This is a genomic window from Bradyrhizobium sp. CCBAU 45389, from assembly GCF_028128625.1.
GTDB classification, from domain to species: Bacteria; Pseudomonadota; Alphaproteobacteria; order Rhizobiales; family Xanthobacteraceae; genus Bradyrhizobium; species Bradyrhizobium liaoningense_B.
Genome location: NZ_LBIY01000083.1, coordinates 54,158 through 72,368, shown reverse-complemented (window position 1 = coordinate 72,368; position 18,211 = coordinate 54,158). Strand labels below are relative to the sequence as shown.

The following is an 18,211-nucleotide window of genomic DNA, read 5'->3' as shown; positions in this document are numbered from 1 at the left end:
TGCGCCTCACGCCACCGCGCGCTCGCGATACATCGCGTCGATCTCGGCGGCGTAGCGCTTGTTCACGAAGCTGCGCTTCAACTTCATGGTCGGCGTCAGCTCCTCGTCTTCCGGGGTGAGCTGGCGCTCGATCAGGTAAAATCTCTTGACGGTCTCGACACGGGCGAAGTTGCCGTTGACCTGTTCGATCTCGCGCCAGATCAAGTCCTGGATCTCCGTCGCGCGGCACAGGCTGGCGTAATTGGTGAAGGGGATGTCGTGGTCCTGGGCGAACTTCTCGACATTCTCCTGGTCGATCATCACGAGGCAGGTGAGATAAGGCCGCTTGTCTCCGATCACGACGGCATCGGAGATGTAGGGCGAGAATTTGAGCTGGTTCTCGATCTCGGACGGCGTGACGTTCTTTCCGCCGGAGGTGATGATGATGTCCTTCATCCGGTCGGTGATGCGGACGAAGCCTTCATTGTCGATGGTGCCGACGTCACCGGTGTGCAGCCAGCCGCGCGGATCGATCGTCTCCGCGGTCTTCTCCGGCTGGTTCAGGTAACCCATGAACAGGAAGTCGCCCTTGATCAGGATTTCGCCGTCGGGCGACAGCGTGACCTCGCCCCAGGGCACGGCGGTGCCGACCGAGCCCAGCTTGATCCGCTCCGCCGGCATCATGGTGGCGACGCCGCAATTCTCGGTCTGGCCGTAGACCTCGTGCATGTCGATGCCGAGCGCGAGATACCAGCGGATCAATTCCGGCGCGATCGGCGCTGCGCCCGTAAAGGCGATGCGGCAGCGGTCGAGCCCGATCATGCGGCGAATGTTGCGGAAGGCGAACTGGTAGGCAAATCGGTTGGCGATGCGCAGCGACAGCGGCGGCGCCCTGCCCTCGATGCGGCAATCGACCATGCGGTAGCCGACCTCGATGGCGCGGCGGTAGACCCATTGCTGCAGCGGGGTCGCATCCTTCAGCGCGATGGTGATGGCGGAATAGAATTTCTCCCAAATGCGGGGGACTGCGAGGAAGACGGTCGGCTGCACCTCGCGCAGATTGTCCGGCACGGTCTCCGGGCTTTCGGCGAAATTCATCACCGAGCCGAGCGCGACCGAGATGTAATAGCCGCCGATGCGCTCGGCGACATGGCAGAGCGGCAGGAAGATCAGCCGGTCCTCGTCCTCCCGCGCCGGGATGAAGTCGTTGGCGTGCCGCATCTGGTGCGTGACGCTGCGGTTGGCGTGCATCGCGCCCTTGGGCGGGCCTGTGGTGCCCGAGGTATAGACGAGAACAGCGAGATCGCCGGCGCTGCGGCTGTCGATCATCTCCTGCCACAGCGCCTCGCGGCCGACCATGTGGTTGCGCCCGAGCGCGCGGAACTCGTCGAACGACATCACCATGTCGTCGGAGAAGCCGCCGAGGCCCTCCATGTCGAACACGATGATCTTCTGCAGGGACGGGCAGCGCGCGCGGCATGTGAGGATCTTGTCGAGCTGCTCCTCGTCCTCGGCGAAGATCACCCGGGTCGCGGAATCGTTGACGAGATACTCGACCTGGGACGAGGAATCGGTCGGATAGATTCCGCTAGAGACGCCGCCGGCGCAGAGGATGCCCATGTCGGTATAGACCCATTCCGGCACGGCATTGGCGATGATGGAGGCGACGTCGCCGGGCATGAAACCAATGGCGCGAAGCGCGTAGGCGATCTCCTTCGAGATCTCCTGCCATTGGCGCCAGCTGGTCGGCTGCCAGATGCCGAACTTCTTCTCACGGATCGCCGCCCGCTCGCCCCGCGTCTCCGCAGCTCGCAAAAAGCTCTTTGCGATCGTATCAGCGACCGTCAGCACCGCCGGTCGGGCCATGCACGTCTCCTCCTTGTCGCCTTCTCCCTCCGCTGCCTGCCTTGCCGGCGGTCTATGCGCTGGAGGGGTTACCCATCTAACGCCACGTTTTCTTCTTTTTCCAGCGCCGTTCGCCTCGCGCGCCGGCTTCCTTGGCGCCAAGGTAAAACTCCTGGATGTCCTGGGAATGCATCAAGCGGTCGCAGCTGTCGTTCATGACGATGCGGCCGATCTCGAGCACATAGCCGTAATGCGCGGTCTCCAGCGCCACCTTGGCGTTCTGCTCGACCAGCAGGATCGACATGCCCTGCTCCTCGTTGACGCGGCGGATGATGGTGAAGATCTCCTTCACCAGCAGCGGCGACAGGCCGAGCGAGGGCTCGTCCAGCAGGAGCAGCGTCGGCCGGTTCATCAGCGCGCGCCCGATCGCGAGCATCTGCTGCTCGCCGCCGGAAAGCTGGCCGGCCGGTTGGTTGATGCGCTCCTTCAGGCGCGGGAAATAGCCGTAGACGCGCTCCAGATCCTCCGCGACGCCGTCGCGGTCACGGCGCGGATAGGCGCCCATCATCAGGTTCTCCCGCACCGAGAGGAACGGGAACACCTCACGTCCTTCAGGCACGTGGCTGAGGCCCAGCCGGACGATCCGGTCGGCTTCCATGCGCTGGATCGACTTGCCCATGAACTCGATCGCGCCCTTCTGCGGATCGAGGATGCCGGAGATGGTCTTCAGCACCGTGGTCTTGCCGGCGCCGTTGGCTCCCAGCAGCGTGACGATGTGGCCGCGCGGCACCTCCAGCGAGATGCCGCGGATCGCCATGATCGGCCCGTAATAGCTCTCGATGTTGGAGAGTTTTAAGATGATGTCGGGCGAAGCGGCTGCGTCCATCGGGTCAGGCTCCGAGATACGCGGCGACGACGTCGGGGTGCTGCTGCACCTCGGCGGGCGAGCCCATGGCGAGCACGCGGCCATAGTTCAGCGCAATGACGCGGTCGGAGACGCGGTTCACCAGCGACATGTCGTGCTCGACCATCAGCACGGTGACGCCGAGCTCGCTCTTCATGTCGCGGATCCAGAACGACATGTCGTCGGTCTCCTCGACATTGAGGCCGGAGGACGGCTCGTCGAGCAGGATCAGCTTCGGCTCAGAGCACAGCGCCCGCGCCAGCTCGATCACCTTGCGGACGCCGTAGGGCAGGCCCGAGATCAGCTTGTCGCGATAGGGTTCGAGATCGAGGAGCTCGATGACCTGCTCGACCCGGCGGCGGTGCACCTTCTCGCTGGCGCGCACGCTGGGCAGGAACAGCAGCTCCTGCCAGAGCTGCGTGGTGGAATGGCGGTGGCGCCCGACCAGCAAATTCGACAGCACGGTCGCGTTCTCGAACAGCTCGATGTTCTGGAAGGTGCGGGCGATGCCGAGCTTTGCGATATCGTAGGGCGGCTGCTCGGTGATGTCCTGGTCCTCGAAGAAGATGCGGCCCGAGGTCGGCCGGTAGATGCGCGAGATCAGGTTGAAGATCGAGCTCTTGCCGGCGCCGTTCGGCCCGATGATCGAGAGGATTTCGCCCTTCTCCACCGCGAACGACACCGCATCGACCGCCTTCAGCCCTCCGAAATGCAGCGACAGGTTCTCGGCGCGGAAATAGCTCATCGGTTGCGCTCCGACTTCACGTAGATCTTCTGCCGCTTGAAGGTGGCGCGCTTGTAGAGCGGGAACAGCTGGAAGAAGAGCTTTATCTTGAGCCAGCGGCCGTAGAGCCCGAGCGGCTCGAACAGCACGAACAGCACGATGATGATGCCGTAGATCGCGCCCTTCAGGCCGTTGAGCGAGGCGAAGGCTGCGACTTTCGACTGAATATTGCCTGCCGTCGCCGAGCTCGCCCCGAATGTCGCGGCGACGCCGGCGATGATGCCGGGCATGTCGTCCTTCAAGTATGTGAGGAACGGATCGATCATCACGATGAAGATCGCCCCCAGCACCGCGCCGTGCAGAGAGAAGGTGCCGCCGATCAGGATCACGATGATGAACTCGATCGAGAGCTGGAGCGTGAACATCTCCGGCGAGATGAAGGAGAGCTTGTGCGCGAACAGCACGCCGGCGAAGCCGGTGATCGCGGCCGAGATCGCAAACGACTTCACCTTGTACAGCGCGACATTGACGCCCATGCTGCGCGCCGCGGTCTCAGAGTCGCGGATCGCGACGAAGGCGCGGCCCGTCGGCGAGCGCAGCAAATTGAGCGTGCCGACGATGGTCAGCACCAGCACGGCAAGGCACAGGTAATAGAAGGTCGGACTGTCGCGCGGCACGGTGACGCCGAGCAGCGACAGCGTCTTGACCCGCATGCCCTCGTTCCCGTGGGTCACGCTCTCCCACCGCGCGAGGATCTCCTCCACGATCAGGGCAAAGGAGATGGTGGCGATGACGAGGTAGATGCCGGTCAGGCGCAGCGCGGGAAAACCGACCAGCGCGCCGATCAACCCGGTCAGGGCACCGGCGGCGAGAAAATAGACCGGGAACGGCACGTTGTATTTCTGCAAGTAAGCCGCCGTGTAGGCCCCGATCGCGAGGAACGCGGCATGGCCGAGCGAAGCTTGCCCGGTGAAGCCGGTCAGGATCAGCAGCGCCACGCCGACGGTTGCATAGATGCAGACGAAGACGAGCTGGCTCATCAGATAGCTGGAGAGCACGTAGGGCGCGATCAGCAGCAGTGCGATCAGGATGCCGTAGGAGACGTAATAGCCCGAATGCGGAAACAGCTTGATGTCGTCCTCGTAGTCGGTCTTGAACAGGAAGCGCATGCGTTCAGACCTTCTTGCGGACGTGAAGGCCGAACAGGCCTTCGGGCTTCAAGAGCAGCACGGTGAGCAGCACGATATAGGGCGCGACGTCCTTCCACCCCTCGGCCAGGTAGAAGCCGGCCATGCTCTCGATCACGCCGATCAGCACGCCGCCGACCACGGCGCCCGGGATCGAGCCGAAGCCGCCGAGCACGGCGGCCGGAAAGGCCTTGAGGCCTAGCACGAGGCCGACATTGGAATGGATGAAGGTGATCGGCGCCAGCAGCACGCCGGCGCAGGTCGCCACCGCCGCGCTGATCGCCCACACGATCGACACCACGCGCTTGACCGGAATGCCCATGTAATAGGCTGCGAGCATGTTCTCGGAGCTGGCGCGCATTGCGGTGCCGAGCGTGGTCTTGTTGAAGAACAGATAGAGCAGCGTGCACAGGATCATCGTCGCCGCGATCACCGAGAGCTTGTCGTAGGCGAGCACCAGAGAGCCGATCCGCAGCACGCCCTGGCTGAACGGCGTCTCGATCTTCAGATCGTCGGTGCCCCAGATCATGCCCGCGATCGAACGCAGGAAATAGCCGAGGCCGATCGTGGCCATGATGATGGAGAATTGCGGATAGCCGAGGATCGGCCGCACCACCACCCGCTCGGCCAGCATGCCGAACAGCGCCATGGCCGCCACCGCACCGGCAAAGCCGATCCAGTAGTTCAGGCCCATCATGCCGATGAAGGTGAAGGCGAAGAAGCCGCCCAGCATCATCAGATCGCCCTGGGCGAAATTGACGACCTCGGTGGCCTTGTAGACGAGCACGAAGCCGAGCGCGATCAGGCCGTAGACGCAGCCGAGCGCAACACCGCTGACCAGCTGCTGAACGAAATCCAGCATCGCCGCGCTTCCTCCCGACGCAACCGGCGGATCTTTTGGCCGCCTCGCCGCATCTTGTGTCCAGTCGCTACGCAGTCGTTTCGCTGCGTTAGCTCCATTTGTCCCGGCGCCAATTCAGCCTGAACGCCCGCGCACTGTCAACAAACGGTGACTTGCCTTTAGTCCAAGGCGGATGGCGGAATTTGTCGGCCGTAGATTCACGGTGCCGAAACATCTTCAAGTCAAGGTCGCGGGCGATGCAAAACCGGATGGTAGGGCCGTCATGAAGCCGGACAACTCGGCACTGGAAGTCCGAGGGTTAACGAAGCGTTTTGACCGTCTGGCGGTCGACAGCCTCGATCTCACCATTCACGCCGGCGAATTCTACGCCCTGGTCGGGCCCAACGGGGCCGGCAAGACCACCACTTTGCGCATGGTTGCCGGCCTCTTGCGGCCCGATGCCGGTGCGGTCTCGATCTTCGGCATCGATGCACTGGCCAACCCCGTCGCCGCCAAGCAGGTGATGGCGTGGGTCTCCGACGAGCCGATGATCTACGACAAGCTGACCCCGCTCGAATATCTCGAATTCGTCGCCGGGCTCTGGGGCATCGCGCCGTCGATCTCGGAACCGGTCGCGGAGGAACTGCTGAGCTCGCTGGGGCTCGAGCCGCACCGGCACGAGCGCTGCGAGGGCTTTTCCAAGGGCATGCGCCAGAAGGTGGCGCTGGCCGGCGCGCTGGTGCACGATCCCCGTCTCATCATTCTCGATGAGCCGCTGACGGGACTGGATGCCGTCTCCGCCCGCCACGTGAAGGGCCTGCTCAGCGAGCGCGTCCGCGCCGGCTGCACCGTCATCATGACCACGCACATCCTCGAGGTCGCCGAGCGCATGGCCGACCGCATCGGCGTGATCGCCTCGGGCCGCCTCGTCGCCGAGGGCACGCTCACCGAGCTACGCCAGCAAAACGGCCATGCCGACACCAGCCTGGAAGATCTCTTCATCGCGCTGGTGACGCTGCAGGAAGCCGCATGAGCTCGGCGACCGCGCTGTCCTGGTTCGCCCGGCACGAGCTCAGGCTCGCCTGGCGCGAATGGTTCGCCATGATGACTGGCGGAAGGCGCACGCGGGCGCGCGCCGCCGTCATCGGCCTGCTGTTCTTTGCGGCACTGCTGCACGTGCCGGCATGGGCCGTGATCGGCCGCTTCGCCGATCTGCAGCTGCCGCTCGACAAATCCTCGCTGATCGTGATCACGGCGACCATCTTTCTCGCTTGGACCTTGATGCTGTCGCAGGCGATCGAATCGGTGACGCGGGTGTTCTACGCCCGCGCCGATCTCGACCTGATCATGTCCTCGCCCGCGACGCTGGCCAATCTGTTCTCGGTCCGCATCGCCGCGATCGCGCTCACCGTCACCGCGATGGCGCTGCTGTTCTCGACGCCCTTCATCGACGTTCTCGTGATCGGCGGCGGGCCGCGCTGGCTCGCCGCGTACGGCATCGTGATCGCGATGGGCCTGTCGGCCGCGGCGATCGCGATCGCCGTCACCATCCTCCTGTTCCGCCTGATCGGCCCGGCGCGGACGCGCCTCGTGGCGCAGATCCTCGCCGCCATCATCGGCGCCGGCTTCGTGATCGCACTGCAGGTCGCCGCGATCATGTCCTACGGCACGCTGTCGCGCTTCACCATCCTGACCTCCGGCAGCATGGCCGCCCACGCCCCCGAGATCGACAGCATCTGGTGGTGGCCGGCACGCGCCACCATGGGCGACAACGAGGCGCTGCTGCTGCTTCTGGCGCTCGCTCTCGTGCTGCTCGGAAGCGTCATGGCGATCTTCTCAGGCCGCTTTGCCGACACCGCGATCGATGCCGCCGCTTACGGCAGGTCCGGCCGCAGTAGCGCGAGGCAGCGCGCGTTCCGCGGCGGATCGCGGCAGCAGGCGCTGCGGCGCAAGGAATTCTCCCTGCTCTGGCGCGATCCCTGGCTGATCTCGCAGACCCTGATGCAGCTGCTCTATCTGGTGCCGCCGGCGCTGCTGCTCTGGCGCAATTTCGCCGAAAGCTCCGCGGCCCTGACGCTGATCACGCCCGTGATCGTGATGGCGGCGGGACAGCTCGCCGGCGGGCTCGCCTGGCTGACGATCTCCGGCGAGGACGCCCCCGACCTGGTCGCAACCGCGCCGTTGATGCCGTCGAGCGTCATCCGCGCCAAGATCGAGGTGGTGCTGATCGCAATCGCCGCCATCTTCTGCCCGCTGGTCGCTGCGCTCGCCTTCGCCTCGCCATTCCAGGCCGCGGTGAGTGCCGGAGCCATCATCGTCAGCGCGGCGTCCGCGACCGCGATCCAGCTCTGGTTCCGCGTCCAGGCCCGGCGCAGCCAATTCCGCCGCCGCCAGACCTCGTCGCGGCTCGCAACCTTTGCCGAAGCCTTCTCCTCGATCGGCTGGGCCGCCAGCGCCGCGCTGCTGCTCGCCCTGCCGCTGGCAGGCCTGATCAGCGGTCTGATCACCGCAGGCCTCGTCGCCATCACCTGGAAGTTCAGCCCAAAGCGCGACTAGATGGCGGGAATGACAGGTGCGACACTGACGCGCTGTTGATCGCCAGCTGTTGGCGGCGCGCTGCATTGCACGCTAGACTTTCCCATGAAGTCATCGGGGACGGATTCATGCGGCGACTGGTTTCGGCGGCTCTGGCGCTGTTCGGCGCATTCATCACCCCTGCCCTCGCCCAGCAGCCCCAGCGCAGCGAATGCCTGGCGATGGCCAATGCCGCGCCGCGGGTCATGCCGGTCGCCTTCAAACAGGTGGCGGCGGCCGCGGAAATCGAGATCACCTATGCCGGCCACTCCACCTATTTCATCGACACGCCCGGCGGCCTGCGCATCGCCACCGATTATAGCGGCGCCTATCAGGTGGGGCGGCTGCCCGACGTCGTCACCATGAACCGGGCGCACAGCACGCACTATTCTTTATATCCGGACAAGCGCATTCCCCATGTGCTGCATGGCTGGGGCGAGGACGGCAAGCCCGCCATTGTCTCCGAGCGCATCGGGGACACCTTCATCCGCAACGTCACCACCGACATCCGCCGCTATTTCGGCGACGATGCCGGCACCGACATGATCCGCGACGGCAATTCGATCTTCATCTTCGAGGTCGCAGGCCTCTGCATCGGCCATCTCGGCCACCTCCACCACAAGCTCGACGACAGCCATTTCGCCCAGATCGGACGGCTCGACATCGTGATGGTGCCGATCGACGGTACCTACACCATGTCGCTCGACGGCATCTCCGAGATCACCAGGCGGCTGCGTGCTTCCGTGGTGCTGCCGATGCACCGCTTCGCCACCCCGCTCGACGACTTCATGCGCCGGATCGGCCAGCAGTTCGAGATCGACCATCGCATCGATCGCTCGTTCCGGATGTCGCGAGATGCGCTGCCGACCAAGCCGACGGTGATCATCCTCGACGGGGTCTAAGGCGCAATTTTCTCCAAGCCGGCTGCCGCCCTTTGGTGCTGATCTCCTGCAAGAGGAGATCGACATGACCGACTTTGCGCGATTGTTGCACGCGGACGGACCGAATCCCGAGCACGCGGCGGCGCTCCAGCTTTACGGCCGCTTCGTCGGCGATTGGGAGGCCGCGATTACCGCTCACGGACCCGATGGAACGAAGCACACAGCGCCCGGCGAAATCCATTTCGGCTGGATTCTGGAGGGCCGCGCGGTGCAGGACGTCTGGATCATTCCCCGCCCTGCGGGCGCGCCGGCCTTGCCGATCGCCGGCAATTGGTACGGCACGACGCTGCGGGTCTATGACCCCTCCATCGATGCGTGGCGGATTTCCTGGTTCGATCCCGCGCGCTGCGTGTTTCGCCAGCAGATCGGCCGTCCGCGCGGCGATGACATCGTGCAGGAAGGCACGACCGACGCAAGCGAGAGGACGCGCTGGAGCTTTACCGAGATCACCGACGATTCCTTCCACTGGCTCGGCGAGGTCAAGCCTGCGACCGCAGCCGATTGGCGGCTTGTGGTCGACGTGGAGGCGACACGGCGCAAGGCCTGACGACAGCGCCGTTGTGCTCGAGACGAAGGGCGCGGTTGCGCGCCGCGCGCTGCTGCATGCAAGGACGAGCTGCTAGGCTCCCGCCACAAAATATAAAGGGAGCGAACGCCGATGGCTGCAAGCGGTCTGCCCGCCAACACGAGCGGGCTATTCGTCGAGCCGCGCGAGGACTGGCTCGCGCTGCATCAGGAAGAGATCATCGATCCCTTGCGGCCGATCGTCGATCCTCACCACCATCTCTGGAATCGCGGGCACCGCTATCTGATCGAGGAGATGGCGGCCGACATCGCCTCCGGCCACAACATCATCGCCACCGTCTATGTCGATTGCCGCTCGATGTATCGCGCGCATGGGCCCGAGGCGTTCCGGCCGGTCGGCGAGGTCGAGTTCGCCAACGGCGTTGCGGCGATGAGTGCGAGCGGCGGTTACGGCAAGGCCGCGATCTGCGCCGGCATCGTCAGCCATGCCAATCTGCTGCTAGGTGACGCGGCAAAGCCGGTGCTGGAGGCCGAGATCGCCGCAGGCAACGGCCGCTTCCGCGGCATCCGGCATTCCTCCGCCTGGGACGAAGACCCCGTCGTCGCCGGCATGTATGCCAACCGGCCGAAAGGCCTGTTGCAGGACCCGGCCTTCCGCAAAGGGTTTGCCCATCTCGCCCCGCTGAACCTCAGCTTCGATGCCTGGCTGTTTCATCCGCAGATCGGCGAGCTGACCGAGCTGGCGCGCGCCTTCCCCGACACCAGGATCGTGCTCGACCATTGCGGCGGACCGGCGGGCGTCGGCCGCTTTGCGGGACGGCGCGAGGAGGTGTTCCCGCAGTGGCGCGCCTCGATCCGGGAGATCGCAACATGCGAGAACGTGGTGGTGAAGCTCGGAGGCCTTGCGATGTGCCTGCTCGGTTACGATTTCCATCTGCGCGAGAGGCCGCCGTCATCCGAGGAGCTTGCCGCGGCCTGGCGGCCCTATGTCGAGACCTGCATCGAGGCGTTCGGCGTGAGGCGCGCGATGTTCGAGAGCAATTTTCCGCCGGACAAGGGCCAGTGCAGCTACCAGGTGATCTTCAATGCCTTCAAGCGTATCGCCGCGCCCTTGAGCGAGGCCGAGAAGACGGCTCTGTTCTCACAGACCGCGACCGAATTCTATCGGCTCGATTTGCCGTCGTGACAGGATCTGCGGCCCTGATGAGAAGAGGGGCCGGGATGTTGATCCCGACCCCTCTTCGTCGTGGCCGCTGGGAAGCGTCCTTGAAAGCGTTATGAGATGACTAGCCGGCGCCCATCAGCGAGGCGGGACGGCGCTCGCCGGTGGAGACGAACATCCGCTTGAGCTTGTTGACGACGCGGACCAGGAAACCAATCATCACCGGATTGGTCTTGCGGCAGAAGGCGATCTTCTTGACGTGGCCTTCGACATGCCATTTGGCATGCGCGCCGTCGCGGAAGAAGATGACGTCGCCGGGGCCATAGCGCTTCGGCGGCATGCCTTCGCTCTCGAGCACGATCGATCCTTCCATGATCATGATCGTCTCGTCGATGTCGTAGTACCAGTTGAAGCGCCCTTCGGTGCAATGCCAGATGATTGTCTGGGCGGTGCCGTCGGCGCTGGTCGACAGGACGCGCGAGCGCGACACCGGATTGCCTTCGATGATCCAGGACGGCTCGATCGGCCGCAGCTCGAGCTCCACATTGCTACTACCGATTTCAATCAATGCGCGCGACATCTACTTCCCCAGGGAATATTAATATGTATGGCCGGGTCTCGGCCCGGATTGTTTCGAAAGATGTTGGGAACGCTAGTAGCCGGTTTTTAATTCTTCCTTACGCAGGCCCCGACAATCAGCTGCAAGTTGCAGGTGCGAAGCGGTTAACGTCAGGATTTCCCTGCGAATCCGCGCAGATGAACCCATCTTTTCCGGGGTGCGACAAAGTGCGCGAAGTATCAGGAAGGAGCCACGCCGATGCCCCTCAGCCCAGAGGTTCTGACAGCCAAAGGCGAAATGGTCGCCCGTCTCGGCGGCTTCGATATCTCCCTCGCGCCGGACGAAGAGCCCTGGTTCACCATCGACGGCATCGAAAGCCCGCGGCAGATCGGCAGTGACGGCTCCGGCGGCGCGTTCGTGCTGCTGCCGTCACAGAATGTGCTCTACGTGTCATCCGAGGGCCGCGCGGGAATCATCGCGGAGAGCTTCGAGGCATTCATCCAGCTCGTCGTCGCCCGCCCCTACTGGCTCGACATCCTCAAATTTTCCGGCGGCGGCGACCTCTCGGAGATGCGGCGCGCGGCAGATGCGCTGGAGGCGACACTGGACGACGAGGACGGGATCAACGAGGCCCGCGAGGACATCCGCAGGGGTCTCGACCTGCCAGAGGCGGACGATCCGGTCGGCGCGCTCTACGAGGCGGTCGCTGCTTCAGACGCCATCGTGCGAGCCACCGACGGCAGCCCGTTCACGACGCTGTTCAACCGTTTCAGCATCGACAACAATCCGATGCTGCGAAACGCCGCGGCGTGAGGACGGCCTGTGCGCACGCCTCGTCCTTCGAGACGACCGCTTCCAGCGGTCTCCTCAGGATGAGGCTCACCGACATCGGTGCCCGCTGAAGCGATTGCCGCGCACTCCGTCCTCATCCTGAGGAGCCCGCCAGCGGCGGGCGTCTCGAAGGATGGCCGCAGGAAAGCCGCTTCCACATGCGATGGCCCTGCCTCTACGGCAGAGATGAAGCGCGTTACTTCGCCCACTCGCCCTTGCGGAACACCGGGACCTTGCTGCCATCGGCCAGAATGCCGTCGATGTCGGTCTCGGCCGAGCCGATCATCCAGTCGATATGGATCAGGCTCTGGTTGCCGCCTTGCGCGGAGATCTGTTGCGGGGTGAGCTGCGCGCCGTTGACGAAGCACTTGGAATAGCACTGGCCGAGCGCGATGTGCGAGGCGGCGTTCTCGTCGAACAGCGTGTTGTAGAACAACAATCCACTCTGCGAGATCGGCGAGGAATGCGGCACCAGCGCCACCTCGCCGAGCCGGCGGGCGCCCTCGTCGGTGTCGAGCACCTTGTTGAGTACCTCCGCGCCGCGCGAGGCCTTGGCGTCGACGATCTTGCCGTCCTCGAAGCGCACCGCGATGTTGTCGATCAGCGTGCCCTGGTAGGACAGCGGCTTCGAGCTCACGACATGGCCATAGACGCGCCGGCAATGCGGCGTGGTGAAGACCTCTTCGGTCGGAATGTTGGCGTTGCAGCTGATGCCGTTCTTGGACAGCGAGGCGCCGCCTTCCCATTCATGGCCGTCGGCCAGCCCGATGGTGAGGTCCGTCCCTGGTCCCGAGTACTGCAACGCGCGAAAACGCTGGCCGTTGAGCCAGTTGGTGCGCTCGCGCAGCACCGCATTGTGGCTCGCCCAGTTGCCCATCGCGTCCTCGCGATCGACGCGGGACGCGGCGAAGATCGCATCCGCGAGCTTGCCGACGGCGACGTCCTCGGGATCCCCAGGGAATACCTGCTTGGCCCAGGACGGGCTCGGATAGGCGATGATGTTCCAGTTGGTGTCGAAATTGACGATCTTTTCCAGCGCCGGCTGATAGGCCATGGAATTGGCCTTGCTGGCGCGTGCGACCTTGGACGGGTCCTCGCCCGACAGCAGCATCGGATTGTCGCCGACGATGGCGAGCCGCGCGGTGTTGTCGGAGAATGCCTTGGCCATGCCCTCATACAGCCAGCCGGCGGCACGATCGAAGCTGTTGTCGTGACCGTGGCGGTAGCGCGCCAGCGTCATCTCCTCGTCCGACAGGATCGGCGTGACGATCCCGGCGCCGGCCTTGTAGGCATGCACCGCGATCCGCCGCACCAGCGGCAGCGCGATCGCCGGCGCCGTCAGCAGCAGATCCTGTCCCGGCCGCAAACCCAGGCCCACCTTCACCGCCACCTCGGCAAGCCGGTCGAGTTTCGCGGGATCGATGGGAGTGGCGGTGATGCGTTGATCGGTCATGCCGGGTCCTCTGCCGAAAGTCTCTCGTTCAATCTAAGTCTAGCATCGCCGGACACAAGTATGCGAGCGCCTTGCGACACATGAAAGATACGCAGTTTCACGCATCTTGGTTTTCAACGTGTTGAAGATTTCAGCACCCGATCGACCATGGCAGGCGCAAGCCCCAGGTAATTTTTCGGTGAGGTGAGCGCCTCGATTGTGGCACGGTCGATGCGGCTCGATATCCGTGAATCTGCGGAGAGCGCGTCGGCAAGGCTGATCCCCTTGTCGTTGGCCTCGCGGCAGGCGTCATAGACCACGTCATGCGCCTCCTGCCGCCCGATCTGCGGCGCGAGCCCCATCATGACCGCTTCGGCCACAATCAGGCCGCGGCTGACGGCGAGATTGTCGTTCATCTTCCTTTCGTCCACGATCAGGCCTGCGAGCGCGAACTTCGCCTGGTGCAGCGCGCCGGCCGTCAGCACGAAGCTTTCCGGGATCGCCATCCATTCGGCGTGCCAGGGACCGGTGGCGCGCTCGAAATCCTGCACCATCGCGTCCAGCATCAGGCCGGCGTGCTGGCGCACCGCCTTGGACGCCGCAAGCATCAGCTCCGAAGAGATCGGGTTGCGCTTCTGCGGCATGGTCGAGGAGGCGCCGCGGCCCTTGACGAAGGGCTCGTAGACCTCGGCGAACTCGGTCGAGGCCATGATCATGATGTCGAGCGCAATCTTGCCGAGCGAGCCGGTGACGAGCGCGAGGAAGTTCACCGCCTCGGCAAAGCCGTCGCGCGCGACGTGCCAGGTCGAGGCGGGAACGCCGAGCTTCAGCTCGGCGCAGAGCGCCTCCTGCACCTCGAACCCCTTGTCGCCGAGCGAGGCCAGCGTACCGGCCGCGCCGGCGAACTGTCCGACCAGGACGCGCGGCTTCAATTGCGCCAGGCGCTCGGCATGGCGGTCGAACATCGCGAGCCAGATCGCGGTCTTGTAGCCGAAGGTGACCGGCAGCGCCTGCTGCAGATGGGTGCGGCCTGCCATCGGCGTGTCGCGGTATCGCTGCGAGAGATCGGCAAGGATCTTGCGCAGCTCGGCGATGTCCCGTTCGACGATCCCGAGCGCGGCGCGCAATTGCAGCACCACGGCGGTGTCCATGATGTCCTGCGTGGTCGCGCCCCAATGCACGTAGCGGCCGGCCTCGCCGCACTGCTTCACCATCTGGTGCACCAAAGGAAGGATGGGATAGCCGACGATGTCGGTCTCTTGCCTGAGCAAATCGAAATCGAGCGCGGCGACATCGGTCCGCGCAGCGATCTGATCGGCAGCGTCCGGAGGGATCACGCCGCATGCCGCTTCCGCCTTCGCGAGTGCCACCTCGACCTCGGCATAACGGCCGACCAGCGCGAGGTCGGAAAACACCTCGCGCATCTCCGGCGTGCCGAACGCGTCGCGGAACAGCATGGAATCGAGCACGGTGGTCGAAGCGTGAAAGGCGGGCATGGGCGTTTCTTCGTGGCTGTTGTTCTGTCTGCGGGCAGCTTAACGACGTCGCAATGTTCGGCAATGGACATTCGCAGTTCGTCACATGTTCTCAGCTTCGCCCGAGCGGAAGCCAGTACGGTGCTGGACTTATGTCTCGCGCTGTCCGAGCGCCGTCATTGCGAGGAGCTCTTGCGACGAAGCAATCCAGGCTGCCTCCGTGGAGAGATTCTGGATTGCTTCGCTGCGCTCGCAATGACGGCGGCGGGAGTCATGTTCCTATCCAAACTGTAATTCAGCGCACTTCGCCAGCTGCACTATCACTGACGCGCGGCGCGCGAGATGCCGCATGACGAGGAGACCACAATGTTGAAATCGCTTCGCTTCGTTGCCGGAGCTTGTCTGCTTGCGAGCCTGTCGGCGGCAACACTGACGAATGCGTCGGCGGCGCCGATCGGACAACCGCTGGCGATGACGCACGCGGATCAGGGCCAGCTCGAACAGGTGCGCTGGTATGGACGTCGCGGCTGGGGCTGGGGCGGCGGCGCGTTCGTCGGCGGCCTCGCGGCCGGCGCGATCATCGGCGGCGCGGTGGCCGCGCCCTATTATTACGGCTCACCTTATTATTATGGACCGGCCTATCCGCCCCCGCCCGCCGCCTATGGACCGCCGCCGGAAGGCGACGTGCAGTACTGCATGCAGCGCTACAAGTCCTACAATCCGAACACCGGCACCTATCTCGGCAATGACGGCAGGCGCCATCCCTGCCCGTAGGGATTCAGCGCTCGCCCCATGAATGCCCGCGACAATCTGGCCGGAACGGCCAGATTGTCATTTCAGGTCGTATTCGTCCTCAAAAATCGCATGGCTGCCATCACGCGATCGTGGTGAACCGGAGAGACCGTTCGGCGGACTCACAGACTTCAAGTCGAAATCCATTTTGATTTTTTTATTGCTGATACCGCTGTGAGATCTGAGTCTCGACGTGCAGTTTCTATTCCGGGATCATCTTCTCGACACTGACCTGCGCGAGCTGAGCCGCGAGCAGGTTCCCGTTGCCGTGGAACCGCAGGTTTTCGATCTCGTCGTCCATCTCATGGAGAACCGCGACCGGGTGGTCAGCAAGGACGAGCTGATCGACAAGATCTGGCATGGGCGCAGCGTCTCGGAATCCACCCTGACCAGCCGGATCAACGCGGCCCGCAAGGCGATCGGCGACAATGGCGCGAACCAGGCGCTGATCCGTACCATCGCGCGCAAGGGATTTCGCTTCGTCGGCGACGTGCAGACACAGCTTGGCACGGTTCCGCCGGAGCTCGGTCGCCTCACCCCGGCGCCGCAGGCCGTGCTCGCGCTGCCCGATCGGCCCGCGATCGCCGTGCTGCCCTTCACCAACATGAGCGGCGACCGCGAACAGGATTATTTCTCCGACGGCATCAGCGAAGACATCATCACGGCGCTGTCGAAGCTGCGCTGGTTCTTCGTCATCGCGCGCAATTCCTCCTTCGTCTACAAGGGCCGCGCCGTGCACATCCACGAGGTCGCGCGCGAGCTCGGCGTGCGCTACGTGGTCGAAGGCAGCGTGCGACGGAGCGGCGACCGCCTGCGCGTCTCGGCCCAGCTCAACGACGTCTCGACCGGCAGCCATCTGTGGGCCGAGCGCTACGACCGCGAGCTTGCCGACATCTTCGCGGTGCAGGACGAGATCACCGACGCGATCGTCGCCGCGATCGAGCCGCAGCTCTATGCCGCCGAGAGCTTTCGCGCCCAGCAGAAGCCGCCGGGCAGCCTCGATGCCTGGGGCCTGTTGATGCGAGGGCTGTCGCATTACTGGCGCATCACCCGCGAGGACAATGCGACGGCGCAAGGGCTGCTCGAGAAGGCCGTCGCGATCGACCCGGCCTATGGCAAGGCGCTGGGCCTGCTCGCGACCAGTCACATCTTCGGCGCGCATATGGGCTGGGCCGACATGGCCGCGACCGTGCCGGTCGCCGAACGCGCGGCGCTTGCCGCGGTGGAGGCCGATCGCGAGGACGCCTTCGCCCATCACGGCCTCGCCTATACCTATCTGTTCCGCCGCCGTTTCGACGATGCGCTGGCGGAGTTCGAGCAGGCCTTGATGCTCAATCCGAACTTCGCGATGGCGCACGCGTTCCACGGCGTGACGCTGTGCTACGCGGGTCGATGGCAGGACGGCGATGCCGCCGCGCGCCGCGCGCTGCGGCTGAGCCCGCGCGATCCGCTCGCGGCGATCTATTGCGGCGTTTCCGCCTATGCCCAGTTCATCGGCCGCAACTACGAGCAGTCCATGCAGATGGCGCGGGAATCGATGCGGCAGCGCGCCGATTTCGTCGGCGCCCATCGCGTGCTGACCGCCGCCGCCGGCATGTCGGGGGATCCCGCATTCGCGGCGTCCGCGCTGGAAGGCCTGCGCCGCGCCCAGCCCGGGATCTCGCTCGCCTGGATCACGCGCGAGTTGCCGATGCTGCGGGAAGAGGACCGCGAACATTATCTGGAAGGATTTCGGCGCGCGGGGATGAGGTAGCCGTTCACCCTCCCCTGGAGGGGGAGGGTCGGCTCGCATCTGAGCGTAGCGAAGATGAGAGACGGGGTGGGGTGACGGTCTCTCCACGACGGACACTGCCCGTGCGGAGAGATCACCCCACCCCGCTCGCGCTGCGCGCGATCGACCCTCCCCCTCCAGGGGAGGGTCAGAGAAAAGCTACTCCTGCATCATCTCGCCGCTGCCGCCGAACTCGGCCGGGAAATCCTTCAGCTTGGGCAGACCGTCGCGCATCGGCAGCACGGTCTCGGCGTAATTGACGTGGACGCCGGGCGTGAATGCGAGCGTGGGGATGGTGGCGGTGAAGACGTCGACGAGGCCGAGCGGGGGGTGATTGGTCATGAGATGGCCGCCGCACTTCCCGCAATATTTGCGCTGGCTGAGCGGCGTCTTGGCGAAGGTCTCGACATGCTGGGCGCCCTCGGTGATGCGCACGGCTTCGGGCTTCCACAGGCTGAAGGCGTTCACCGGTCCGCCGGACCAGGACCGGCAGGAACGGCAATGGCAATAGCCCATCGCCTCCGGCGCGCCCGTGACCTCGACCGTGACAGCGCCGCAGAAGCAGTTTCCGACATGTTTCATTTGGGTCGTCTCCATGATGAAGGATCGATATCGCGTGTCGGCGCGCCGCGTGTCCCTCCTTTCGGTGGACGCGCGGCGCGAGGCGAA

At 64.7% G+C, this 18,211-nt stretch carries 17 protein-coding genes; 8 read left to right on the top strand and 9 right to left on the bottom strand.

The annotated features are described in order from the left end of the window. Positions 1-6: 6 nt before the first annotated feature. The 5 genes from XH79_RS14165 to XH79_RS14145 form a co-directional block, all read right to left on the bottom strand. Positions 7-1,845, bottom strand: a complete 1,839-nt coding sequence (locus XH79_RS14165) for an AMP-dependent synthetase/ligase (protein ID WP_271582067.1) — start codon at positions 1,843-1,845, stop codon at positions 7-9. Between the two features lie 76 nt (positions 1,846-1,921). Further along, the gene (locus tag XH79_RS14160; protein ID WP_271582066.1) at positions 1,922-2,710 is read right to left on the bottom strand and encodes an ABC transporter ATP-binding protein; all 789 of its coding nucleotides are present in this window, start codon (positions 2,708-2,710) and stop codon (positions 1,922-1,924) included. Positions 2,711-2,714: 4 nt separating this feature from the next. Continuing rightward, positions 2,715-3,473, bottom strand: a complete 759-nt coding sequence (locus XH79_RS14155; protein WP_018643391.1) for an ABC transporter ATP-binding protein — start codon at positions 3,471-3,473, stop codon at positions 2,715-2,717. Beyond that, complete coding sequence (locus tag XH79_RS14150; protein ID WP_271582065.1) at positions 3,470-4,621, bottom strand: branched-chain amino acid ABC transporter permease; 1,152 nt, start codon at positions 4,619-4,621, stop codon at positions 3,470-3,472. Before XH79_RS14150 ends, XH79_RS14155 begins: the two co-directional genes overlap by 4 nt. 4 nt (positions 4,622-4,625) lie before the next feature. Then, positions 4,626-5,501, bottom strand: coding sequence for a branched-chain amino acid ABC transporter permease (locus tag XH79_RS14145; RefSeq protein ID WP_260387773.1), 876 nt, complete (start codon positions 5,499-5,501; stop codon positions 4,626-4,628). A gap of 262 nt (positions 5,502-5,763) precedes the next feature. On the opposite strand from XH79_RS14145, the gene XH79_RS14140 reads away from it, so the two are divergent. The 5 genes from XH79_RS14140 (at position 5,764) to XH79_RS14120 (ending at position 10,706) form a co-directional block, all read left to right on the top strand. Continuing rightward, positions 5,764-6,513, top strand: coding sequence for an ABC transporter ATP-binding protein (locus XH79_RS14140; RefSeq protein WP_271582064.1), 750 nt, complete (start codon positions 5,764-5,766; stop codon positions 6,511-6,513). Then, positions 6,510-8,036, top strand: a complete 1,527-nt coding sequence (locus tag XH79_RS14135) for a permease (RefSeq protein WP_271582063.1) — start codon at positions 6,510-6,512, stop codon at positions 8,034-8,036. The genes XH79_RS14140 and XH79_RS14135 overlap by 4 nt, the downstream gene beginning before the upstream one ends. Before the next feature lie 107 nt (positions 8,037-8,143). Next, positions 8,144-8,956, top strand: coding sequence for an MBL fold metallo-hydrolase (locus XH79_RS14130; protein ID WP_271582062.1), 813 nt, complete (start codon positions 8,144-8,146; stop codon positions 8,954-8,956). Between the two features lie 64 nt (positions 8,957-9,020). Continuing rightward, positions 9,021-9,542, top strand: a complete 522-nt coding sequence (locus tag XH79_RS14125) for a hypothetical protein (RefSeq protein WP_271582061.1) — start codon at positions 9,021-9,023, stop codon at positions 9,540-9,542. A gap of 111 nt (positions 9,543-9,653) precedes the next feature. Continuing rightward, entirely contained in the window at positions 9,654-10,706 is a 1,053-nt protein-coding gene (locus XH79_RS14120; RefSeq protein ID WP_271582060.1) for an amidohydrolase family protein, read from the top strand. 100 nt (positions 10,707-10,806) lie between these two features. Here the strand turns inward: XH79_RS14120 and XH79_RS14115 are convergent, their stop codons facing one another. After that, a complete protein-coding gene (locus tag XH79_RS14115; RefSeq protein WP_212342333.1) occupies positions 10,807-11,262 on the bottom strand; it encodes a cupin domain-containing protein in 456 nt (151 codons plus the stop codon). Positions 11,263-11,499: 237 nt separating this feature from the next. Here XH79_RS14115 and XH79_RS14110 point away from each other — a divergent pair, with 237 nt between their 5' ends. Further along, entirely contained in the window at positions 11,500-12,054 is a 555-nt protein-coding gene (locus tag XH79_RS14110) for a hypothetical protein (protein ID WP_271582059.1), read from the top strand. A 214-nt stretch (positions 12,055-12,268) separates the two neighbouring features. Here the strand turns inward: XH79_RS14110 and XH79_RS14105 are convergent, their stop codons facing one another. Beyond that, on the bottom strand, positions 12,269-13,525 hold the full coding sequence (locus XH79_RS14105; RefSeq protein WP_212342335.1) for an aminopeptidase: 1,257 nt from the start codon (positions 13,523-13,525) through the stop codon (positions 12,269-12,271). Between the two features lie 113 nt (positions 13,526-13,638). Continuing rightward, entirely contained in the window at positions 13,639-15,000 is a 1,362-nt protein-coding gene (pcaB, locus tag XH79_RS14100) for a 3-carboxy-cis,cis-muconate cycloisomerase (RefSeq protein WP_271582058.1), read from the bottom strand. A gap of 345 nt (positions 15,001-15,345) precedes the next feature. On the opposite strand from pcaB, the gene XH79_RS14095 reads away from it, so the two are divergent. Beyond that, positions 15,346-15,753, top strand: a complete 408-nt coding sequence (locus XH79_RS14095) for a BA14K family protein (protein WP_271582057.1) — start codon at positions 15,346-15,348, stop codon at positions 15,751-15,753. Between the two features lie 211 nt (positions 15,754-15,964). Further along, positions 15,965-17,524, top strand: coding sequence for a winged helix-turn-helix domain-containing tetratricopeptide repeat protein (locus XH79_RS14090; RefSeq protein ID WP_271582056.1), 1,560 nt, complete (start codon positions 15,965-15,967; stop codon positions 17,522-17,524). Positions 17,525-17,701: 177 nt separating this feature from the next. Here the strand turns inward: XH79_RS14090 and XH79_RS14085 are convergent, their stop codons facing one another. Continuing rightward, positions 17,702-18,124, bottom strand: a complete 423-nt coding sequence (locus tag XH79_RS14085) for a GFA family protein (protein ID WP_271582055.1) — start codon at positions 18,122-18,124, stop codon at positions 17,702-17,704. Positions 18,125-18,211 lie beyond the last annotated feature (87 nt).